The sequence below is a fragment of the Microbacterium sp. GCM10027623 genome (assembly GCF_042666935.1).
In the GTDB taxonomy this organism is placed as follows: Bacteria; Actinomycetota; Actinomycetes; order Actinomycetales; family Microbacteriaceae; genus Microbacterium.
This window is the reverse complement of record NZ_JBHTHE010000003.1, coordinates 447,329-468,752: the sequence shown is the minus strand read 5'-3', so window position 1 is coordinate 468,752 and position 21,424 is coordinate 447,329. Positions and strand designations below refer to the sequence as shown.

Annotated in this window: 18 protein-coding genes; 6 read left to right on the top strand and 12 right to left on the bottom strand. The window is 70.1% G+C overall.

Annotated features, from left to right (window positions below):
• Position 1: 1 nt before the first annotated feature.
• The 5 genes from ACFQY2_RS14635 to ispG form a co-directional block, all read right to left on the bottom strand.
• Positions 2-847 carry a sigma-70 family RNA polymerase sigma factor gene (locus ACFQY2_RS14635; protein ID WP_378746658.1) on the bottom strand — a complete coding sequence of 282 codons (846 nt, stop codon included), beginning with the start codon at positions 845-847 and terminating at the stop codon, positions 2-4.
• Positions 844-2,211 (bottom strand): FAD-binding oxidoreductase, encoded by a 1,368-nt coding sequence (locus tag ACFQY2_RS14630; RefSeq protein WP_378746656.1) that lies wholly within the window; start codon positions 2,209-2,211, stop codon positions 844-846. Before ACFQY2_RS14630 ends, ACFQY2_RS14635 begins: the two co-directional genes overlap by 4 nt.
• A 104-nt stretch (positions 2,212-2,315) precedes the next feature.
• Complete coding sequence (locus ACFQY2_RS14625) at positions 2,316-3,296, bottom strand: aldo/keto reductase (RefSeq protein WP_378746655.1); 981 nt, start codon at positions 3,294-3,296, stop codon at positions 2,316-2,318.
• Positions 3,297-3,470: 174 nt separating this feature from the next.
• Complete coding sequence (locus ACFQY2_RS14620) at positions 3,471-4,325, bottom strand: hypothetical protein (RefSeq protein WP_378746653.1); 855 nt, start codon at positions 4,323-4,325, stop codon at positions 3,471-3,473.
• A 5-nt stretch (positions 4,326-4,330) separates the two neighbouring features.
• Positions 4,331-5,482, bottom strand: coding sequence for a flavodoxin-dependent (E)-4-hydroxy-3-methylbut-2-enyl-diphosphate synthase (gene ispG / locus ACFQY2_RS14615; RefSeq protein WP_378746652.1), 1,152 nt, complete (start codon positions 5,480-5,482; stop codon positions 4,331-4,333).
• 250 nt (positions 5,483-5,732) lie between these two features.
• Here ispG and ACFQY2_RS14610 point away from each other — a divergent pair, with 250 nt between their 5' ends.
• A complete protein-coding gene (locus ACFQY2_RS14610; protein ID WP_378746650.1) occupies positions 5,733-7,610 on the top strand; it encodes a chorismate-binding protein in 1,878 nt (625 codons plus the stop codon).
• A gap of 61 nt (positions 7,611-7,671) precedes the next feature.
• Here the strand turns inward: ACFQY2_RS14610 and ACFQY2_RS14605 are convergent, their stop codons facing one another.
• Entirely contained in the window at positions 7,672-8,985 is a 1,314-nt protein-coding gene (locus tag ACFQY2_RS14605; RefSeq protein ID WP_378746649.1) for a M50 family metallopeptidase, read from the bottom strand.
• Positions 8,986-9,046: 61 nt separating this feature from the next.
• On the opposite strand from ACFQY2_RS14605, the gene ACFQY2_RS14600 reads away from it, so the two are divergent.
• The 3 genes from ACFQY2_RS14600 (at position 9,047) to ACFQY2_RS14590 (ending at position 12,173) form a co-directional block, all read left to right on the top strand.
• Positions 9,047-9,649, top strand: coding sequence for a hypothetical protein (locus ACFQY2_RS14600; RefSeq protein WP_378746648.1), 603 nt, complete (start codon positions 9,047-9,049; stop codon positions 9,647-9,649).
• Positions 9,650-9,828: 179 nt separating this feature from the next.
• Complete coding sequence (locus tag ACFQY2_RS14595) at positions 9,829-10,488, top strand: DUF1775 domain-containing protein (RefSeq protein ID WP_378746646.1); 660 nt, start codon at positions 9,829-9,831, stop codon at positions 10,486-10,488.
• A 74-nt stretch (positions 10,489-10,562) separates the two neighbouring features.
• Positions 10,563-12,173, top strand: a complete 1,611-nt coding sequence (locus ACFQY2_RS14590) for a Mur ligase family protein (protein ID WP_378746645.1) — start codon at positions 10,563-10,565, stop codon at positions 12,171-12,173.
• 31 nt (positions 12,174-12,204) lie between these two features.
• On the opposite strand, the gene dxr is transcribed toward ACFQY2_RS14590, so the two are convergent.
• Positions 12,205-13,290, bottom strand: a complete 1,086-nt coding sequence (gene dxr, locus ACFQY2_RS14585) for a 1-deoxy-D-xylulose-5-phosphate reductoisomerase (RefSeq protein WP_378746644.1) — start codon at positions 13,288-13,290, stop codon at positions 12,205-12,207.
• A gap of 73 nt (positions 13,291-13,363) precedes the next feature.
• The gene (locus ACFQY2_RS14580; protein ID WP_378746643.1) at positions 13,364-14,320 is read right to left on the bottom strand and encodes an FKBP-type peptidyl-prolyl cis-trans isomerase; all 957 of its coding nucleotides are present in this window, start codon (positions 14,318-14,320) and stop codon (positions 13,364-13,366) included.
• A 129-nt stretch (positions 14,321-14,449) separates the two neighbouring features.
• Here ACFQY2_RS14580 and ACFQY2_RS14575 point away from each other — a divergent pair, with 129 nt between their 5' ends.
• Positions 14,450-15,226 (top strand): lysophospholipid acyltransferase family protein, encoded by a 777-nt coding sequence (locus ACFQY2_RS14575; protein WP_378746642.1) that lies wholly within the window; start codon positions 14,450-14,452, stop codon positions 15,224-15,226.
• A gap of 10 nt (positions 15,227-15,236) precedes the next feature.
• On the opposite strand, the gene ACFQY2_RS14570 is transcribed toward ACFQY2_RS14575, so the two are convergent.
• On the bottom strand, positions 15,237-15,719 hold the full coding sequence (locus ACFQY2_RS14570; protein ID WP_378746640.1) for an OsmC family protein: 483 nt from the start codon (positions 15,717-15,719) through the stop codon (positions 15,237-15,239).
• A 55-nt stretch (positions 15,720-15,774) separates the two neighbouring features.
• On the opposite strand from ACFQY2_RS14570, the gene ACFQY2_RS14565 reads away from it, so the two are divergent.
• A complete protein-coding gene (locus ACFQY2_RS14565; RefSeq protein WP_378746639.1) occupies positions 15,775-16,770 on the top strand; it encodes an asparaginase in 996 nt (331 codons plus the stop codon).
• Between the two features lie 24 nt (positions 16,771-16,794).
• Here ACFQY2_RS14565 and ACFQY2_RS14560 read toward each other — a convergent pair whose 3' ends face one another.
• The 3 genes from ACFQY2_RS14560 to ACFQY2_RS14550 form a co-directional block, all read right to left on the bottom strand.
• Positions 16,795-19,476 (bottom strand): FtsK/SpoIIIE domain-containing protein, encoded by a 2,682-nt coding sequence (locus tag ACFQY2_RS14560; RefSeq protein ID WP_378746638.1) that lies wholly within the window; start codon positions 19,474-19,476, stop codon positions 16,795-16,797.
• A 58-nt stretch (positions 19,477-19,534) separates the two neighbouring features.
• Positions 19,535-20,329 (bottom strand): PP2C family protein-serine/threonine phosphatase, encoded by a 795-nt coding sequence (locus ACFQY2_RS14555; protein ID WP_378746636.1) that lies wholly within the window; start codon positions 20,327-20,329, stop codon positions 19,535-19,537.
• A gap of 72 nt (positions 20,330-20,401) precedes the next feature.
• Entirely contained in the window at positions 20,402-21,385 is a 984-nt protein-coding gene (locus ACFQY2_RS14550) for an aldo/keto reductase (protein WP_378746635.1), read from the bottom strand.
• Positions 21,386-21,424: the final 39 nt, after the last annotated feature.

Genomic DNA, 21,424 nt, shown 5'->3' with positions numbered 1-21,424 from the left:
GTCAGCGCAGGCTGCGCGATTCCATGGCGGTGATCCGATCGTCCCCCACGGTGAAGAACAGGATCGACGACGGATGATCGTGCTGCGATGCGAGCACCGCGATCGCGTCACCCACCTCGAGGATCTCGAATGCGTACCCGACCGCGAAGCGGTGGAACTCCGCTGCGCTCGCCGCGACGCGATCCGCCCCGCGGACGATGCGGATGCCGCCCTCGCCCTGGTCCACCCGGAACTCCAGCGTCGGATGCAGAACGCTCAGGAGCGCCTCGAAGTCCCCGTCTCGAGCCGCCGCGAGGAACGCTTCGACCACGGCCCGTCGCTTCTCACGGGCGGCGACGCCCTGGGGATTCCCGGGCGCGGCACCCCGGACCCGGTCCCGCGCGCGACTGGCCAGCTTTCGGGCCGCCTGTGGGGAGCGGTCCACCACCTCCGCGATCTCGTCGAAGGGCAGAGCGAAGACATCGTGGAGCACGTAGGCGAGCCGCTCGTCGGGTGAGAGCTGCTCCAGCACGAGCATCAGCGCGTAGCCGATGCGGTCGGCGGCATCAGCGCGCAGGAGCGGGTCGGCGCTGTCGGGTGGCGCCTCGATGTCGGGCAGCGCATCGAGGGGGTTCTCCTGGCGCCGTGCACGGGAGCGGAGCTGATCGAGACAGACCCGGCTCACAACCCTGGTGAGCCAGGCGCGCAGATCCTCGATGCCGTCGTCACCCGCGCTTCCGAGGCGCAGCCACGCCTCCTGCACGGCGTCCTCCGCATCGACATGGGAGCCGAGCATCCGATACGCGACCGCCGTGAGATAGCGGCGGTGACCGTCGAACCGCGCCGCGAGCGCTGCAGGCTCGATCATCGGGATCCCTTCCCTTCAGACAAGACATTAGCGGGGACCTCAGCGCCGGGACCGAAGTGGCGCCTGAAGAGGTTCGCGGGGTCGTACTTCTCCTTCACGGTGGCGAGGCGTACGAGCGTGTCCTTGGGGAAGACGGCGCCGATGGCCGCTGCGGAGCTGCCGTCGAGCGAGTTCGCATAGGCGCCGTCGACATGCGGGGCGAGCCTGTTCCACAGCAGATCCAGCCGGGCGCGCGCGTCGGCGACGGCGTCGTCAGGGCTCACGGCGAAGGTGGTCACCATCACCTCCGCGCTCCTATGCGCGAACGCCGTCGCCGCCGGCGACACGTGCGCGAATGCGCCGCCGAGACTGTGCAGGATGATCGCACCAGGTTGTCCCTCGCCCGCGCTGCGCACGACCGCAGCTGCGGCCTCCTCGACCCGGTGCGGGGCGACGACTCCGTTCCGCACCGAGGCGGTGAGCCCGGTCGGCAGTTCCGCACCGGGGTGCAGCACCTCCGCGTACGGAACACGTCGCTGATCGACCGTCAGGGCGCTTCCCGCGGCGGAGAGCGCCGCGACGGACTCGCCGAGGTCGCCGTCGTCGCAGCGGACCAGCGTGATCTGCACGGGAGCGTTCACGCCGCCGGTGAGAGGATCGGCCAGGACCAGTGTCGATCCGATCTCGAACGGCGCCGTGCGCATGTGCGCGGTCCAGGCGTCGACGACCTGCGCGGCCTGCTCGGCGGGGAACGTCATCCGGCAGGATGAGACGTCGGTCACATGCTCGGCCTCGAACTCGAATGCCGTCACGATGCCGTAACCACCGCCTCCCCCTCGCAGCGCCCAGAACAGCTCCGCGTGATGCGATTCGTCGACTTCGAGGATGTCGCCGGACGCGGTGACCAGTTCGATCCGCCGCAGATGGTCCAGGGTGAGGCCGTGTCGACGCACCATCCATCCGATACCGCCGGAGAGGGTCAGTCCTCCCACTCCGACATCGGCGGTGTCGCCGGAGGAGATCGCCAGCCCGTGAGGGCCGAGAGTCTCGACGACCTGACGCCACAGTGCGCCCCCGCCCACCCGCACCCGGTTCCCCGACAGCATCTCGACCGCATTCAGATTACGCAGATCGATCACGATGCCGTCGTCGACGGTGCTGAGCCCGGCGGCGGAATGACCGCCGCCCCGGACGGCGACCCGCCGTCCTGACACGGCGGCGAAGCGCACCGCCCGCTGCACGTCGGCGGCATCCGCCGGGCGGAGGATGACGGCGGGCGCACCCGTGGTCAGTGCGTTGCGCGCGGCTGCGGGGTATCCGTGGGACTCCGGCGTGATGACGTCTCCGGCGAAAGCGACGGGTCGCGCAGCGGACAGTGCACTCATGATGTCTCCTTCCGACGCGCCGCTCTGGCGCCTCATGAAGAAGACGATGGCGCCGCCGCGGATGTGACCGCGAGGGCGGCAGGCTCGCGAGGGACGCCGCTCGGTCAGCCGTCGACCGTGCGCTGCATCTCCTCCGGATACCGTTCTCCGTGCACGCCGATCCGTGCGGCGATGGCGTCGAGATCATCGAGTTCGGTGCCGCTGAGCTCGAGTTCGACGGCGCCGATGTTCTCGTGGATGCGAGACATGCGCCGCGTGCCGGGGATCGGCACGATCCACGGTCGTTGGGCGAGCAGCCAGGCCAGCGCGATCTGTCCCGGCGTCGCGTGCTTCTCCTGGGCGAGCGCCGCCACGTGCGCCACCAGCCGGGCGTTGGCGCGGCGGTTCTCCTCGGTGAAGCGGGGCAGGTCACGGCGCATGTCGTCGTCGGCGAAGCTCGTGCCCGCATCGATCGCGCCGGTGAGGAACCCGCGGCCCAGCGGACTGAAGGGCACGAACCCGATCCCGAGCTCCTCCAGTGCCGGCAGCACCTCCGCCTCCGGGTCTCTCGTCCAGAGCGAGTACTCGCTCTGGACCGCCGACACCGGGAAGACGGCATGCGCACGCCGGATCGTCGCAGCTGATGCCTCGGACATCCCGAAGTGACGGACCTTGCCCTCGGCGACGAGCTCGGCCACCGTGCCGGCGACGTCCTCGATCGGCACGTCGGGGTCGACGCGATGCTGGTAGAACAGGTCGATCACATCGGTGCGCAGGCGCGTGAGCGACGCATCCGCGACGTCGCGGATGTGCTCGGGGCGACTGTTCATCCTGCCGCTCCGGCCGATGTCGAAGCCGAACTTCGTCGCGATCACGACCTGGTCGCGCACGGGCTGGAGCGCCTCGCCGACGAGTTCCTCGTTCACATAGGGGCCGTACACCTCCGCGGTGTCGAACAGCGTGACCCCGGCATCGACGGCACCGCGCAGCACCGCGATCATGTCTTCGCGGGAACCGGGGTTCGGCCCGTAGCTCTGCGACATGCCCATGCACCCCAGACCGATGGCCGAGACCTCCAGCCCCAGACCCAGGCTCCGTGTCCTCATCCGCGCGCTCCTCTCCGTTCTGCGAAGAGCGTACGCCGGTGGGGCGGTGTCCAGTCCACAACTCCGGAGATCTGCGCGATATCGGACGGATTCCCCGCGCAGTCGACCGAAATGCTGCAGATCTCCGGAGTCATGCCCCGCGCGACCGACCGGCACCAGGCCGTCACCCGCGGCTCAGGCCGGGACGGCGGAGGTGGTCATGACCAGCAACTGCGGGTCGGTCAGATCGAGGGACACGGTGATCGCCGCGAACTCCGCCAGCGAGCTCGCATGCGTGCCCCCGCAGAGGAATCCCACCTCGGCCTCGGGCAGCTCGCATCGCCAATGGCGCCGATCGATGATGCTCGGGCCCTCGACCTCGATGCGGCTCGTGCCGCCGGAGGCGACCCAGCCCGCAAGGAGCTCGTTGATCCGCGCCTCCCTGGACACGAGAGTGGCCGCGAATCCTTCGGAGTCGAAACCGGCCTTGCGCAGGCTCTTCCCCAGCCGGTACTCGTCGACGCTGCCGTCGTCGTGGATGCGGCTGGACTGATTCGCGCGGCCTTCGAAATCGGGGTTGCCCAGCGGGTCGCCGGCGATCTCCTTGCGCCACAGCTCCGCCAGCGCGCCGTCCAGAGCCAGCGACGCCAGGTGGCAGGCGGTGTGACCGCGGCTGAGGGCGGCGCGGCGACCCGCATCGACCTCCAGTGCCACAGCCGCTCCCACCGACAGATCGGCCGGCAGCTCACCATCGATCCGGTGCGCGACGAGCCAGGTCCAGCCTTCCGCTCCGCGCTTGACGGGGATGTCACCGCTGACGAAGAGCGTTCCGCCGTCGTCGACGGCGGCCATCACGGCCTCGGAGACCTCCACACGGATGCCGTCGAGGAGGATCACACCGGAGTCCCCGGGCTGATCCGGCCAGGTGTGATCCACCGGGTGGAAGGGCGTGGCATCGACGACGACCACCGAAGACTCGCGATCGACGAGCATCACCTCGCCGATGCCGGTCAGGGAGCCGTCGGGGAACGATACGCGCGTGGACTGCATGGACGTCAGCCGGTGATGACCTGTGCGGTACCCAGAGGAGCATCCGCACCCATCTCGGCGGCGATGCGGTTCGCCTCCTCGATCAGAGTGGCGACGATGTCGGCCTCGGGCACCGTCTTGATGACCTCGCCCTTGACGAAGATCTGGCCCTTGCCGTTGCCCGAGGCGACGCCGAGGTCTGCTTCGCGGGCCTCTCCCGGTCCGTTCACCACGCAGCCCATGACGGCCACGCGCAGCGGAACCGTCATGTCCTTCAGGCCCTCGGTGACGGAATCGGCCAGAGAGTACACATCGACCTGCGCTCGTCCGCAGGACGGGCAGGACACGATCTCCAGCTTCCGCTCGCGCAGATTCAGCGACTGCAGGATCTGGTGGCCGACCTTGACCTCTTCGACCGGGGGCGCCGACAGCGACACGCGGATCGTGTCGCCGATCCCCTCGCCCAGCAGGATGCCGAACGCCGTGGCGCTCTTGATCGTGCCCTGGAATGCGGGGCCGGCCTCGGTGACGCCCAGGTGCAGCGGCCAGTCTCCGCGTGCGGCCAGCTGCCGGTACGCCTTGACCATCACGACGGGGTCGTTGTGCTTGACCGAGATCTTGAAGTCGTGGAAGTCGTGCTCCTCGAACAGGGACGCCTCCCACACGGCGCTCTCCACGAGAGCCTCCGGCGTCGCCTTGCCGTACTTCTCCAGCAGGCGGCGGTCCAGCGACCCCGCGTTCACACCGATCCGCAGCGATACTCCTGCCGCCTGAGCGGCCTTCGCGATCGCGCCGACCTGGTCGTCGAACTTGCGGATGTTGCCCGGGTTGACGCGCACGGCCGCGCAGCCGGCGTCGATCGCCTGGAAGACGTACTTCGGCTGGAAGTGGATGTCGGCGATCACCGGGATCTGGCTCTTCGCCGCGATGATGTGCAGCACGTCCGCGTCGTCCTGCGACGGGACAGCCACGCGCACGATCTCGCAGCCGGATGCCGTCAGCTCCGCGATCTGCTGCAGCGTTCCGTTGATGTCCGTGGTCTTCGTGGTCGTCATCGATTGCACGCTGACCGGGGCGTTGCCCCCGACCAGCACCTTGCCGACCTTGATCTGACGGGACTTGCGACGAGGCGCGAGGACTTCGGGGACGCGCGGCATCCCAAGATTCACTGCTGGCACATGTCCAGGCTACCGCCGCTGGATCGGTGCCGGCTGGACGCAGGGAGAAGGCGCGTCCGACAGACGCCGCGTCCGGCGTCGTCATGGCCGCGGGCCCGTCGTGCGCGATGTGGTACTTTCGCGGTATGTCCGCGACCCGCACCTGGTGGCCCGCCTTCTAGGCGGTGATTCGCGTACCCACGAGAACACGACCGCCTTCCGGGGCGGTCTTCTTGTTCTCCGCACCGGAATCCCCGACCTGGAGACACCGATGACCGCTCTGCCCGCTCGCCTCCGAGACCTCGCCGACGATCCGTCCGCCTCCTTCGTGCTGATCGCCCGGGACGGTGATGTCGAGTTGCTCACCGGCGACATCGTCGACGTCCGGACGCTGGCCGACATCCCGCTCGACGGGCCCGACGGCGCACGCGAGGTGTTCGCGATGGTGCCGTACCACCAGGTGCGCGAGCGCGGCTTCGAAGCGCAGGACGACGGCACGCCACTGCGCTGCCTGCTCGTCGACGAGCACGAGAAGCTCGATGTCGCAGAGCTGATGGCGTCCCTCCCCTCCGACTCCATCGCTCTCACCGACGGTGGATTCGACATCTCCGACGAGGACTACGCCTCCGTCGTGGAGCGCGTCATCGCCGAGGAGATCGGCCGCGGCGAGGGGGCGAACTTCGTCATCCGCCGCGACTACCGCGCCGCCTTCGATGCGGACGACCGCACTGCCGCTCTGACCTGGTTCCGTGCTCTTCTCGAGCACGAGCGCGGGGCCTATTGGACGTTCGCCGTGATCACCCCCGGACAGATCGCCGTGGGCGCGAGCCCCGAGGCGCATGTCGTGGCTCGTGACGGGGTCGTCACGATGAACCCGATATCGGGCACGTTCCGTCATCCCGCGGGCGGTGCCACGGCCGAGTCGCTGACGGAGTTCCTCTCCTCCACGAAGGAGACCGAGGAGCTGTTCATGGTCGTCGACGAGGAACTGAAGATGATGAGCCAGGTCTGCTCCGACGGCGGGCGCATCACCGGCCCTCATCTCAAGGAGATGTCGCGGCTCACTCACACCGAGTACATGCTGCGCGGCCGCAGCCGTCTGGACCCGCGCGACATCCTGCGCGAGACGATGTTCGCCCCCACGGTGACCGGTTCCCCGATGCAGAACGCGTGCACGGTCATCGCCCGCCACGAGCGCCAGCCGCGCGGGTACTACTCGGGTGTGGCAGCACTGTTCACCCCCAACGACGAAGGCGGTCACGACCTCGACGCCCCCATCCTGATCCGCACGGTGTACCTCGAGGACGGACGTCTGCGCGTGCCGGTGGGCGCCACCCTCGTCCGTCACTCCGACCCGGCCGGCGAGGTCAGTGAGACGCACGGCAAGGCGGCGGGCGTGCTGGGCGCCATCGGGGCGATCGAACGCGACCACGTCGCCGAGTCGCGTGACGATGACGCGCCTGCACCGCCTCGGCTGGCCGATGATCCGACGATCGCCGCGCTGCTGGCGTCCCGCAACACCCGCCTGGCGGACTTCTGGATGCAGCCGCAGGATTCCGCACCCGCCGGTCCCTTCCGCGGCACGCGCGCACTGGTCGTCGACGCCGAGGACCGCTTCACGACCATGCTCGCCCACCAGCTGCGCCACCTCGGGCTCGACGTGGAGATCCTGGCGTGGGATGCGGTGAGCGACGAGGCCGTCGACGCCGCCGACCTCATCGTCTCGGGTCCCGGCCCCGGGGACCCGCGCGATGTGCATTCGCCGCGCATCGCCCGCATGCAGCAGGTCGTCGCACGGCGCCGCGCGGCCGGCGCTCCCCTGCTCGCCGTGTGTCTGAGTCATCAGATCCTCGCCGATGGGCTCGGCGTCGACCTGGTGCCGCTGGACTCGCCGCACCAGGGTGTGCAGAAGGTGGTCCCGGTGTTCGAGCATCAGGCGTCCATCGGCTTCTACAACACGTTCACCGCCCGCGTCGCCCCCGGGACGACGCGCGTCGGCGCCGCGGAGGTGTCAGCGGATGCCGTGACCGGTGACGTGTATGCGCTGCGCGGCGTGCGCTTCGCGTCCGTCCAGGGCCACCTGGAGTCGATCCTGTCGCGCGACGGCATCGCCACGCTGGAACGCCTCATCGCCCACGCCCTGACCTGAGCGCGTGATGATCTGAGCGCGTCCCTGCCCGAGTGCGGCGGGCCCGGCGCACGGGGCCTCGTCAGCCGAGCAGGTTCATCGGCTTGACGAGGTCGGCGATGATCAGCAGCGCGCCCATGCCGATCAGCAGCACTGCGACCACGACCGTGACCGGCACCAGCCTCGTCGCATCCGCGGGAGCGGGTTCCGGACGGCCGGTGAGCTTCGCCCACATCCGCTTGATCCCCTCCCACAGCGCCACGACCACGTGCCCGCCGTCGAGCGGCAGCAGCGGGATCAGGTTGAACACGAACAGCGCGACGTTCAGTGCCGCCAGCAGGTTGAGCAGCACGGCCAGGCGGTTCAGCACGGGCGCATCGGTGGCGGCGACCTCACCGGCGATGCGGCCCACTCCGACCACGCTGAGCGGCCCGTCGGGGTCGCGTTCGGATCCGGTCACCAGCGAGACGCCGACGTTCCACAGCTTGGCGGGGAGGTTGATGACCAAGGAGGTCACTCCCCCGACCTGCTGCATCGTCATCTCGGCACCCGTGCCGAGCGGCTGACGTGCGTACTCGTACTGCGCGGTGATGCCGGCGTAGCCGACGCTGCGCGTGACCTGGGCCCCGGAGGCGTCGAGGACGGGCCTTCCGTTCGCGTCGACCTCGCCGCGCTGCGCGGCGACCGGCGTCAGACGCAGGGTGACGTCCTCACCGCTGCGACGCACGACGACGTCCAGACTGCGTCCGGGTGAGTCCTGAATGATCTGCGACGCCTGCGCGAACGTGGCCACCGCGGTGCCGTCGACACGGACCAGCGTGTCGCCCGGCTTGAAGCCGGCGTCGGCGGCCGGCGCGACGGGATCGGATGCCGTGCACTCGTCCTGGGCTGCCCCGGCGGGCACGACGCAGGCGCTGACCGCCGAGATCGTCGTGCTCGCCTGCTGGATGCCGATGCCCGATGCCATCAGCGTGAACAGCAGCACGGCGAGGATGAGGTTCATCACCGGGCCGCCCAGCATGACGATGATCCGCTTGAAGACGGGAAGACGGTAGAACACCCGCTCCTCGGCACCCGCGGCGATGGTCTCGTCGTTGGCCGCACGGGCGTCCTGCACCAGCGTCGCGAACATCCCGGTGGCGGAACCCGTGCCGCTCGAGGGCGGGTACATGCCCGACATGGAGATGAAGCCGCCCACCGGGAGCGCCTTGACCCCGTACTCGGTCTCGCCGAAGCGTCTGGACCACAGGCGGGGGCCGAACCCGATCATGTACTGGCCGACGCGCACGCCGAACAGCTTGGCGGGCACCAGGTGGCCCACCTCATGCAGCCCGATCGACACGCCGAGACCGACGAGCATGAACAGGATGCCGCCCACGTACAGCAGAATCTCCACGCGATCACGCTAGCGGCTGCTCCTACGAATCAGCCGTTCGAGCCGGCGATAGGGTGGATGCGTGTCGATCCGCCAGCTGCGTCTCCTGCGCGGCGCGTCGGCGGCCTCGATCGCGACGACCCTCGCGGCGCTCTCGCACACCTTCGGCGGTGGGTCGCTTCCGCATCCGCTGCTCATGCTGGCTGTGGCGGTGCTGCTCACGCCGGTCGCCGCACTGCTGGTGGGCACGCGCGTAGGCCTTCCCGGTCTGGCGGCAGCCGTCACAGCGACGCAGCTCGTCTTTCACGCCCTCTTCGAGGTGGTCGGTGGGATCACTCCCACCGACGCCGTTCCCGGTGCTCATCAGCACGGTCCGACGGTGCTCGCATTCGCAGCCGGAACCGGTGATCCCTCACTCCTGACCGCCTCGCCCGGCATGCTCGCGGCGCACGTGGCCGCCGCCGTGGTGACCACGGTGCTGGTGTGGCGCGGCGAGCTGCTGGTGCAGGTCATCGCACGCTGGGTGCGCTCGCTGCTGCGGACGCTGCGCCCGGTGGCGCCGTACGCTGAGCACGCGCGCGTGCCTGTGCCGCGCGTCGCCGTCCGCGTGCACGCCCGGCTGCTCGCCGACTGCGCCTGGCGGCGGGGACCGCCGGAACCCGGTCCCCGCATCATCCTCGGCTGACCGCGCCCGTATCGGCGCGTCGGTCGCACGCCCGACCCGACCCCGTCGGTCCGACCCCGTCGGTCCGGCCCCGTCGGTCAGGCTCCGGCGCGCCCGCACTCGCGGCCGCCCCGGCCCGCGCATCCCCGCGGGCCCGTGCCGTCACGGCGGCACCCGTTTCGCACTTTCCAGGAGAAGCAATGTCACACCCCCTTCGACGCGGCGCCCTCGCGGCAGCCGTCGCCGCAGCGTTCGTTCTCGCGGTTCCCGCAGCCGCCGCAGCGCACGTCGGCGTCTCGCCCGATCACATTCCCGCCGGCAGTTCCACCCTCCTCACCTTCTCGTTCAGTCATGGATGCGAGGGCTCGCCCACGACCGCCCTGCGTGTGACGATGCCGGAGGGCATCGGCAACGCCTGGCCCACCTTCGACTCCGACTGGAGGGCCGACATCGAGAAGAGCCCGAGCGGAGCCGTCTCCGCCGTCACCTTCACGGCCGTGCATCCGGTGGCCGAAGATCTGCGCGGCATGGTGGGTCTCACGGTGATCACCGACAAGCATGCCGCCGACCGGCTGGTGTTCCCCGTCGAACAGCGCTGCGTGACCGGCACGAACGAGTGGACGCAGATCGCCGAGGACGGTGAGGATCCGCACTCTCTGGAGGCTCCCGCCCCCGTGGTCGTCCTCGACGCCCCGAACGATGCGGACGATGTGCATGGCGCGCACGGCGGGCAGCCGGCGGCGGACGCTCCGGAGGGCGGCTTCGCAGCATCGGCTCTGCCGCTCGCGCTCGGCGGCGGTGCACTGGCGGTGAGCCTCGCCGCGCTGCTGCTCACGATCGGCAGCCGTCGCCGACGCTGAGCACTCGCGGATCGTGGTGCCCGGCACGCTCCTGTGCCGGGCACCTCAGCGGCGCGTGAGAACATGGATCCGACATGACTACCCTGCCTCCTGTGCTCCGCCCCGCCGCCCCACCCCGTCGCGCGCTGGCCGAGCTCTCCGACCGATTCGGCCATGACACCCGCGGTGATCTCGCGGATGTCCAGCTCACCGGCATCACACTCGCCACCGCCGATCTGCGCGCGGGTGAGGCGTTCGTCGCCATCCAGGGTGTGAACAGGCATGGTGCAGAGTTCGCTCCCACGGCGGCTGCCCAGGGCGCGGTCGCCGTGATCACGGACGCCGCGGGTGCCGACATCGCGGAGCCCGCCGGCCTGCCGATCGTGATCGTCGATGACCCGCGCGCGGTGCTCGGCGAGCTCAGCGCGTGGGTGTACGGCACCGGCGCGTCCGATCCGCTGCCGCTGCTGTTCGGCACGACGGGCACCAACGGCAAGACCAGCGTGTCGCATCTGCTGCAGGGCATCTTCGATCAGCTGGGCGTCGTCTCGGGTCTGTCCTCGACGGCCGAGCGTCACATCGCCGGTGAGGTGATCGTGTCGCGGCTGACGACGCCGGAGGCATCCGAGATGCATGCGCTGCTCGCGCTGATGCGCGAGCGCCACGTCGAGGCCGTCGCGGTGGAGGTCAGCGCGCAGGCGCTTTCCCGGCACCGCGTGGACGGCATCGTGTTCGACGTCGCGGGCTTCACGAACCTCTCGCACGACCATCTGGACGACTACGCCGACATGGAGGAGTACTTCCAGGCGAAACTGCCGCTGTTCACGCCCGAGCGCGCTCGGAGGGGCGTGGTCAGCCTCGACTCCGCCGCCGGCGCGCGCGTGGTCGATCGCTCCGGCATCCCGGTGGTGACCGTCGGCACGCCGTCGATCGCGGTCGATCCGGATGCCGCGGCGGCAGCCGACTGGGTCGTGACCATCGATGACGAGCGCCAGAGCGGCACGGTCTTCACGCTCACCGGCTCCGACGGCAGGTCATTGACCACGCTCGTCCCCGTGATCGGACAGCATATGGCCGCCAATGCCGGCCTCGCGATCGTGATGCTGCTCGAGGCGGGCTACGACTGGGACCGGATCACCGCGGCGCTGGAACGCGATGGCCAGATCATCGCGCATCTTCCCGGTCGTACCCAGTTCATCTCCGGAGAGACCGGTCCGGCCGTCTACGTCGATTTCGGACACTCCCCCGACGCGTTCGAGAAGACGCTCGCCGCCGTGCGCCGTGTCACTCCGGGCAAGGTGCTCATGCTGTTCGGCGCAGACGGCGACCGCGACGCGACCAAGAGATACGACATGGCGCGCACGGCGGTCGAGGGCAGCGACATCCTCGTCATCACCGACCACCATCCGCGCTTCGAGGATCCGGCATCCATCCGCGCGACTCTCGTCGAGGGCGCACGTCGGGCACGACCGGATGCCGAGATCCACGAGTTCTCGCCGCCGGAGAAGGCGATCGTCGCGGCCGTCGGCATGGTCGGCGATGGGGACGCGATCCTCTGGGCAGGGCCCGGGCATCAGGACTACCGCGACATCCGCGGCGTGCGCACCCCGTACTCGGCTCGCGAGCTCGCTCGCCGGGCGCTCATCGCCGCCGGCTGGCCCGCGCCCGACTCGCACTGGCCCGTCCCGTACGACGATCGGACCTGACCGACCACACCCGCTGTCCCTGTTTCGGGGATCAGTGCGCGGAGGCGATCAGCGCGTCGGCCTTCGCGCGCGCCCACGCCTCGGCATCCGCCAGTCCGTCCAGCGTGAGCTCGTCCGGCGCGTCGTGCGCGTCCAGCACGCGCTGGATCGTCTCGACGATGCCGAGGAAAGGCAGCCTGCCCTCGTGGAAGGCGTCCACAGCCTGCTCGTTGGCGGCGTTGTACACGGCGGGCAGCGTCTTGCCGGCACGCCCCACCGCCTTCGCCAGCGCGACTGCGGGGAAGGCCTCGTCATCCAGCGGCTCGAACGTCCACGTGCTCACCGTCCGCCAGTCCAGCGGGCGGCCCACGCCGCCTACGCGATGCGGCCAGTCCAGGCCCAGGGAGATCGGCAGCCGCATGTCGGGCGGCGAGGCCTGGGCGATGGTCGACCCGTCGACGAATTCGACCATCGAGTGCACGATCGACTGCGGGTGCACGACCACTTCGATGTCGTCGTAGTCGACGTCGAAGAGCAGGTGCGCCTCGATGACCTCCAGACCCTTGTTCACGAGGGTCGCTGAGTTGGTGGTGACCATTCGGCCCATGTCCCACGTCGGGTGCGCCAGTGCCTGCGCCGGGGTGACACCGGCGAGCTCGGCGCGGGTGCGCCCGCGGAACGGCCCGCCGGACGCGGTGACGACCAGGCGACGCACCTCCTCCTTCGCGCCGGCGCGCAGGGCCTGGGCGATCGCGGAGTGCTCGGAGTCGACCGGGACGATCTGATCCGGCGCCGCCGCCGCGCGCACCAGCTCGCCGCCGACGATCAGGGACTCCTTGTTGGCCAGAGCGAGGGTGCGTCCCGCCTTCAGGGCGGCGAGGGTGGAGCCGAGACCGATCGACCCGGTGATGGCGTTCAGGACGACATCGGCCTCCACGTCGCGCACCAGCTGCTCGGATTCGGATGCGCCGAGAGCGGTGTGCTCGAGGTGGAACTCCTCGGCCTGCCGGGCGACCGCGTCCGCCTGAGATCCGGCCGACACCCCCACCAGTTCGAACCGTCGCGGATGGGCGCGGATCACATCCAGAGCCTGGGTGCCGATGGAACCGGTGGAGCCGAGGACGATGACGCGACGCATATCGCCAGCCTATGCGACGGCACGGCGACGCGCGGCGGCCGCGGGAGCGCGACCTCGGACCGCCCTCGCCCGCTTACTGGGCGGGAGCCGCAGGCGCGTGCATGGTCGCGAGGATGTCGATCACGAAGACGAGCGTCTTGCCGCCCAGCTCGTGCGCGTCGGCGTCCTCGCCGTATGCGAGCGCGGGCGGGATCACGACGAGCACCTGCGAGCCGACCTTCTGACCGGCGAGCGCCTGCACGAATCCGGGCACGTAGGTGTTACCGGGCAGAGCGAGCGGTTCGCCATTCTTCCAGGACGAGTCGAAGCTCTTGCCGTCGGCCCAGTCGACGCCGTAGTACTGCAGCAGAGTGGTGTCGCCGTCGGCGACAGCGGTGCCCTCTCCCTGCTTGAGCACGGAGACCTTCAGATCCTTCGGGGAGTTGCTCTCGGGGATCGTGACGCGGGGCTCTCCGTCCTTGGCGAGCTTCACCGTGGGCATGCCCTCGGTGGGTGCCTGTGGCTCGCCCCAGGCCGCCGTGTCGACGGTGTCGAGCACGTCGATGATGTACACCTGCGCGCCGGCGCCGCCCTCCTGGGCGGGGAACACCGCCGCGATGCGGGATCCGATCGGAACGCAGCCGATCACCTGGGCGAGGGTCTGATTCGCGAGCACGTTCTGAGGGAGGATCTCGGCATCCGCGTAGCCGAGGTCGCCGAGCTTGTCGCCCGTGGCGGTGTCGAAAGCACTGATCGCGTAGGCGACGTAGTCGCCCTTCTTGATCTCGGGGCCGTCCCCCTCGCTCACGACCGTGCGCTGCAGCCCTTCGACGTCCTGGTCGAGCGCGAAGGTCGCCGTCGAGGGCGTGCCGAAGGTGCCGTCGATCTTCACGGAGTCGGACAGGCTGCCCGGCTCGACCGCCTGCGCACAGGCGTCGCCGCTCGCATCGGCCGATGCGCTCGCGGACGGTTCCGGCGTCGAACTGTCACCGCAGCCGGTCAGCAGGAGCGCCGAGACGGCGAGAGTGGAGAGGAGGGCGAGGGGACGCACGCGCAAGATGGGACCTCATGATCGCTGATGGGGAAGATCTCATCCTGCCGTATGCGGCTTTGTCATGGCTGAACGTCACGGGCCGTCGCCATGCCCTGTACGGAATGCACGGCTGGATAAGCTTCTCTGATGAGTTCTGAGCTGGCTGTCGAGTCCGAGCACGAACCGGAGACGCACGCTCCCCGACATGCCGGATTCAAGTACGCGGTGGGCCGGATGCTCGCCCGGCCACTGGCCCGCGTCGTCTACCGCCCGCGCATCGAGGGCAGGGAGAACGTCCCGAAGGAGGGCGCGGTGATCCTTGCGAGCAATCACCTGTCCTTCATCGATTCGATGGCCATCCCGGTCGCCGCTCCTCGTGCGGTGCATTTCCTCGCGAAGTCGAGCTACTTCGAGGGCACGGGCCTGAAGGGCGCACTGTCCCGCGAGTTCTTCACCTCCGTCGGCGCCATCCCCGTGCGCCGCGGCGGCGGGCAGGCCGCCCTGGATGCTCTGGATCAGCAGCGTCGGCTTCTCGAGGAGGGTCTCGCGGTCGCGCTGTATCCCGAGGGGACGCGCTCCACGGACGGACGGCTCTACAAAGGCCGCACGGGAGCGGCGTTCCTGGCGCTGCAGACGGGTGCGCCGGTGGTGCCCGTCGGCCTCATCGGCACGGACCGCGTGATGCCCGTGGGCGCGAAGATGCCCTCGATGAAGGAGCGCGTGACGGTGCGCTTCGGCGAGCCGATCGACGTCTCCAAGCACGGTGCGGCGACCAGCGGGAAGGCGCGTCGGCTGGCCACCGACGAGATCATGGCCGCCATCCACGCCTTGAGCGGGCAGGAGCTCGCCGGCGTGTACAACGAGCCGCCTGCACAGAATCCCCTCGAGAAGATCAAGCAGGCACTGCCCCACGAGCGCCGCTGATCCGGGCGCGTCAGCCGGCCACGACGGTCGCTTCGTGCCTGACGGGGAAGTTCACGGAGTTGGCGATGAAGCACCACTCGTGCGCCTGTTCGTGCGCCCGTTCGGCGGCCTCGATCATCCCGGGGTCCGCGACGGTCACGTGCGGGCGCAGCACGACCTCGGCGAAGGCGCCTCCTCCGCGCCCGTCTTCGCGCATGATGCCGGAGGCGTCGTCCCGATAGGAGGTGACGACGACCCCGGCCGTCACGCACGCGTGCAGGTAGGAGAGCAGGTGGCATTCCGAGAGCGCCGCCACGAGCAGATCCTCGGGGTTCCATCGCGCGGGGTCTCCGCGGAAGGGTTTGTCGGCGGATGCGAGCAGCTCGGGTTTGCCGTCGATGGCAACGGTGACGTCGCGCGTGTAGTCGCGGTATCCGCTGGTGCCCGTGCCGAGATTCCCGGTCCAGGTCGTGGTGAGCGTGTAGTGGTGTTCGCCGAGCCGGAGCTGTGCCATTCCGTCAGTCTCGCACCTCGGCGGACCTGCGAGCCGTGCGCACTAGGCTGGATGGGTGCTGGAGACCCTGACTGTCCGTGATGCTGTCGAACTCGCCGTCGTGGAGCGCAGCGGCTTCGTGGAGTCCCGTCACGTCGGCGCGGCCGTCGTGCTCGCGCCGGACGGCGAGGTGGTCGCGCAGCACGGGAACGCGGATGCCGTGATCCTGCCGCGCTCGAGCCTGAAACCGCTGCAGGCGGTCGCGAGCCTGACTGCCGGCGCGTCGCTGCAGGGCGAGCAGCTCGCGCTGGGGACGGCGAGCCACTCCGGCACCGACCGGCACGTGGACGTGGTGCGCGAGATCCTCGCCGGCGGCGGCCTCACCGAGGATGATCTCGCCTGCCCTGCCGCATGGCCCAGCGATTCGGCGACCCGCCGCGAGATGATCAGCGACCACGCGGCGCAGTCCCGGATCAGGATGAACTGCTCCGGCAAGCACGCGCTCATGCTGCGCGCCTGTGTCGCCACCGGATGGCCCACCACCGGGTATCTCGACCCTTCCCACCCGTTGCAGGGACACATTCGCGAGGTCGTCGAGCGACTGACCGGCGAGAAGATCGCGCACACGGCTGTCGACGGATGCGGTGCACCCGTCCACGCCGTCACGCTGACCGGACTCGCCCGCGCGATCCACCGCATCGGCACCGCCTCCGAGCGCTCCCCGTTCGCCCTGCACCGTATGGCGGGGAGCCTGATGCGCGCGGTGCGCGAGAACCCCTGGGCGATCGCCGGCCCCGGCGAACCCGACACCGTCGCCGTCGAGACTCTCGGCGTCTTCGCCAAGCACGGCGCGGAGGGCGTCATGGTCATGGTGGCGCCCAACGGCACCACCGTCGCCCTGAAGATCCTCGACGGCGATGGCCGCGCCGCCACCATTGTGGCCGCCACCCTGCTCGCGCGGACGGGCGGCCTGACCGAGGCGGACGCCTCGGCACTCGCGGCGACCCTTCCCCTGTCGGTTCTCGGCGGCGGTGAGCCGGTCGGCGCGATCCGCGTGAGCAGCGACCTCTGAGTCCTTCCCGCTGTGGTGCGGACCTCAGATGAGCAGCACCCGGCGGGGTCTTCCTCCCGCCTCCACGCTCCAGGCGCGATCCTCGTGCTGCAGCGCGAAGGGCGGCAGTTCCCGCACCGCGGCGAGCTGACGCAGTTCGCTCGCGCACTCGGCGGCGACGACGAGCTCCCCCGACGTGCGCACGGCCTGCAGTCGGCTCCACTGCGCCCGCCACTGCTCGGGGTCCCCCACGACGATCACGCCCGCGTCATCGTCCGCCGCCGCCGATTCCTCGAGGGTCGTGACCCGGTGCGTCCCGTCCGCCCGGGTGAGCACGGCGCGGGTGGCGTCGACGGCCGGCGTGACGATCCCCACGATCCGCCGCCGTGGTGTCCATCTCGGGGAATCCGCCGCCCGGGGACCGGCGTCCGTGTGATGCACGGGATCCGGCAGGCACAGCTGAGTCTCACGGTCGTCGAGCCAGGCGCGCCCCGCGGGCCGGGTGCGATCGAACGCCACGGGCTCACCGCCGGCGGCGATGTGCTCGATCTTGCTGGTCAGTCGGAGCAGCGCCCGTCGAGGGACGGCCTCCAAGAGCCTTCCCAGCGGACCGGAGACCCGCGACAGCGCGATGACGGTCCCTGCCGGCGCCCGCACGATGCTCTCCCAGCGACTCAGGAAGACCTGCGCATAGTCGGAGGGATACCGACCGACGAGGACGTCCAGGTCGTCGCACACGACGGGCCCATGACGTCCTCCGGCGAGCTCGGCGACCGCGTCCCACGCCTGCTCCGGGTCCGAGGGCACGAGGACGGCGTCCGGAAGCTGCGACGCGATCATCGCCAACGCGCTGGTCTTGCCCGAACCGGGTCCCCCGATCACGGCGAGCCGCTCACCGGGTGACAACTGGACCCAGGGCTGCCGCTGCCGTTGCGGATCATCCGCCCGCCCCAGCAGGACATGCTCGTGTTCGCCGGGTGGGACCACCAGTCGTGCGGGAAGCGGAGGGAGCCAGGGACTGTTCTGGGCGACGTGCGTCTCCCACCGCTTCTCGACGGCGAGGAGATCCGCCTCTGCGGTCAGCGCCACGCGCATCGGCTGCGCCTCCACATCTCGGGGCCGCCTCACATAGGCGAGGCCACGGGACTCCGCCCCGCCGCGGAGCTGCGCGGCGGCGTCCGATCCGATCACGAATCTGCTGTCCGCCGACTCGGCCACCCTCAGGCTGATGCGCAGCGGGCAGTTGGCCGCGAGCGCATCGCGGATGCTGCCGCTGGCGCGCTGCGTGCCGAGCACCAGGTGCATGCCGAGCGCACGCCCGCGGGCGGCCACATCCGTGAAGATCTCCCCGAGTTCCGGGTACTCCTGCAGGAGTGCGGCGAACTCGTCCACGACGATCACCAACCGTGCCAGCGACGGGCAGTCGCCGACATCGCGCACGCCCGCCGCCGCGAGGGCCGCCTCCCGGCGACGCAGCTCTGCGGTGAGGCCGCCCACACCGCGACGCGCACCGTCGGCATCCAGGTCGGTCACGACCGCGACGACGTGCGGCAGGCGACGCAGCGGATCGAAGGCTGTGCCGCCCTTGAAGTCGACCAGTACGAACGCGACCTCCTCCGGTGGATGCACGGCGGCGACCGCCGCGACCCAGCTCGTGAGCAGCTCGCTTTTGCCCGTGCCCGTCATGCCGGTCACGATCGCGTGAGGACCGTCCTCGACGAGGTCGACGCTCAGGTCGCCGCGCTCCCCTCGTCCGAAGGCGGCGCGCAGGCCCACGACCGCGGCCGGAGCGATCTCGGCGAGACCGATCCGGTCGGGCAGAGAGCTCTCGGCATCGGTCCGGGCCGCCAACTGCGCGCCGATGACTCGCGCCTGCTGCGCCGAGACCGCCTCCGCGGCCACGACCGTGTCCCCGTCCGGGGTGCGCAGGCGGGCACGACCGGGAATGGTGCAGTCGAGGACGGTGGTGATGCCCTCGGGCGGCTCCTCGCCCGGGGCGCGGATGCAGATCACCGCGTCCGCCGCCTCGTCGCCGTCTCCCAGGCGCAGGCGGAATCCGGCGCTGCGACGCCCCACGTGCGGAAACGTCTCGAGCCCCCAGTCCCTCGCCGGATCCCCGCAGAGCGCGAGCTGGCCGGGACTGAAGCGGATGCACAGCTGTGCGACGAGGGCGCGTGCGACCGCCTGTGCGATCGGGTGCTCCGCACGGATGCAGACTCCGTCGCCGAGCGGCGCCGGGATGGGAGCGTCCTCCAGCTGCTGCGCACGAGCGCGGAAGGTCCGGGAGCGGTCGTCCTCACCGCCTCGGGCCTGCACGCGGCTGCCCCGCACACCGCGCCCGACCACGACCGGGGTGTCGCGCTGCACCGCTTCTCGCCCCCGCAGGGGCAGCTCGCGCAGGCATTCGGCGACGTCGGGCTCGCGGCGCCAGAGCAGTGCGTGCTCCTCGCGGTGCAGCTGCTCCAGCTCACGCTCGGCGCGCTGCCATGCCGCGTCCGCCTCGGCCTCCGCGCGACGGCGGTCCTTGCCGCGGATGCGCAGTCCGTCCAGGAACGAGGCCACGAGCATCAGCGGGCCGAGGGCGGCGAAGCAGAGGGCGAACAGCGATCCGGTCACCAGCCACAGCACGACGCCCGCGACGATCGGAACGACGGCGGCGAGAAGAGGCGGTGCCGGACGTCGAGTAGCAGCCGGCACCGCGGGCAGAACGATGGTGGTCGCATCCATGCCGCCCATTGCACCGCACCGGGCCCGGCGAAATCAGCCTGTCCACAGGTCGAGGCGGTCAGTCTCCGGAATCGGGAACTGTGGAGGACGATTGCGCCAGCAGCACGCGGAGCACGATCAGGGTGACGTTGTCGCGACCGCCGTTCTCGAGTGCGGCGTCCACCATGGCATCCACCGCGTCGCCCGGATCCTCGTGCTCGCGCAGGAAGTGCAGGATGCCGTAGTCGGTGAGCTCCTTGGTCAGTCCGTCCGAGCAGATCACCAGCCGGTCCTCATCGCGCACATCGACGCTCACATAGTCGGGGGCGACCAGGTCGCTGGCGCCGACCGCTCGTGTGATGACGTTGCTGTACGGGTGCCCGTCGGCCTCCTCCGGGCTGATCTTCCCCGAGGCGATGAGCTCCTGCACCACGGAATGATCCGTGGTGACCTGCACGAGTCGGTCGTCGCGCTTGAGATATACCCGCGAGTCGCCGATGTTCAGGGCGGTCCACTGCCACGCGCCGTCCTCGTCTCGGCTGAGGAACACGCCCGTCAGGGTCGTGCCGGTTCCCTCATCCGTCGTCTCCGGATGGCTGTGGATGTCGTCGATCGCGAGATGCAGAGCCTGCTGGATGCCGGCATCCGTGATGTCGCCGTCGCCGAGCATCTCCTCGAGTCGCGCGATGGTGTTCTGACTCGCGATCTCCCCACCGGCATGACCGCCCATCCCGTCCGCCACGACGAAGAGGGGGAACTTCGCCAGGTACGCATCCTGATTGTTCTCGCGGCGCCGTCCGCGGTCGGTCGTCCCCGCCCAGGAGAGCTGCAGCTCGTCGCTGACGCGATACGTCTGCGTTGTCGTCTCAGGCACGGTCGGTCTCCGTCGGATGTGCGGGCGCGGGGGCGTCCGTGGAATACAGGTACATGCTAATGGAGTCGGCACTCACATCCGCGCCGCGGGATCCTCGGGCAGCGGGAACAGCCGGTCGATCTCGGCGAGGTCCGCGGCCGTCGGGTTCCAGGCGTCGGCCGCTGCGGCGTTCGCCTCGACCTGTGCGGGGGTGGTCGCGCCGGCGATGACGCTGGAGACGCCGGGCTGCGCGAGAAGCCAGCCGAAGGTCGCCTGCAGCATCGTGATGCCGCGCGCGTCGCAGAAACTCTGGTACGCCTCCAGCGCATCCCACGGTGCATCCGACCAGATGTGCCGACGGGTGTCCATGATGCGGCTGCCGGACGGACCGCCCTCACGCGTGAACTTTCCCGTGAGAAGCCCGTTCTTCAGCGGGAAGTACGGGAAGAAGCCGAGCTGGTACCGGTTGGCCGCCGGCAGCACCTCGCGCTCGGAGGCGCGAGCCAGCAGCGAGTAGTGGTTCTGCGCGGATATGAAACGGCCAGTGGAGCGGGCGCGCGCGGTGAACTCCGCCTCCGCGATCTGCCAGCCGTCGAGGTTGGAGTGTCCGTAATACCGGATCTTGCCCTCGTCGACCAGCTCGTCCAGCGCGTCGATGGTCTCGGCGATGGGTGTCTGAGGGTCGGGCAGATGCAGCTGATACAGGTCGATCCAGTCGGTGCGCAGGCGCCGCAGCGACTGCTCGACGGCGAGACGGACATAGCGTCGCGATCCACGGCCGCCCGGGAAGTCGTACCCCATGTCGGTCTCATGGCCGAACTTCGTCGCGAGGACGACGCGATCGCGACGGCCCTCCAGCACCTCACCCATCAGTTCTTCGCTGCGTCCCACCACCGCGCCGTACATGTCAGCGGTGTCGAAGAAGAACACTCCGCTGGCGAGAGCCGCGTCGATCACGGCACGGGTTCCGTCCAGGGTCTCCGTGACGGTGCCCGCCCGGCCGAAGTTGTTGCATCCGAGTCCGGTCGCCGACACGACGAGTCCGGATGCGCCGACGCGACGCTGCGAGGTTCCCATGCGTCAACCGTATCGAATGCGAGCAGGGCTCGGCGCCGC

Bases quoted from the DNA above. Each gene is read 5' to 3' on its own strand.
- ACFQY2_RS14620 (WP_378746653.1), bottom strand. From the start codon at position 4,325: ATGCAGTCCACGCGCGTATCGTTCCCCGACGGCTCCCTGACCGGCATC.
- dxr (WP_378746644.1), bottom strand. From the start codon at position 13,290: ATGCGTCGCGTCATCGTCCTCGGCTCCACCGGTTCCATCGGCACCCAG.
- ACFQY2_RS14575 (WP_378746642.1), top strand. From the start codon at position 14,450: ATGAGTTCTGAGCTGGCTGTCGAGTCCGAGCACGAACCGGAGACGCAC.
- ACFQY2_RS14570 (WP_378746640.1), bottom strand. From the start codon at position 15,719: ATGGCACAGCTCCGGCTCGGCGAACACCACTACACGCTCACCACGACC.
- ACFQY2_RS14635 (WP_378746658.1), bottom strand. From the start codon at position 847: ATGATCGAGCCTGCAGCGCTCGCGGCGCGGTTCGACGGTCACCGCCGC.
- ACFQY2_RS14625 (WP_378746655.1), bottom strand. From the start codon at position 3,296: ATGAGGACACGGAGCCTGGGTCTGGGGCTGGAGGTCTCGGCCATCGGT.
- ACFQY2_RS14590 (WP_378746645.1), top strand. From the start codon at position 10,563: ATGACTACCCTGCCTCCTGTGCTCCGCCCCGCCGCCCCACCCCGTCGC.
- ACFQY2_RS14610 (WP_378746650.1), top strand. From the start codon at position 5,733: ATGACCGCTCTGCCCGCTCGCCTCCGAGACCTCGCCGACGATCCGTCC.
- ACFQY2_RS14550 (WP_378746635.1), bottom strand. From the start codon at position 21,385: ATGGGAACCTCGCAGCGTCGCGTCGGCGCATCCGGACTCGTCGTGTCG.
- ACFQY2_RS14595 (WP_378746646.1), top strand. From the start codon at position 9,829: ATGTCACACCCCCTTCGACGCGGCGCCCTCGCGGCAGCCGTCGCCGCA.
- ACFQY2_RS14630 (WP_378746656.1), bottom strand. From the start codon at position 2,211: ATGAGTGCACTGTCCGCTGCGCGACCCGTCGCTTTCGCCGGAGACGTC.
- ACFQY2_RS14560 (WP_378746638.1), bottom strand. From the start codon at position 19,476: ATGGATGCGACCACCATCGTTCTGCCCGCGGTGCCGGCTGCTACTCGA.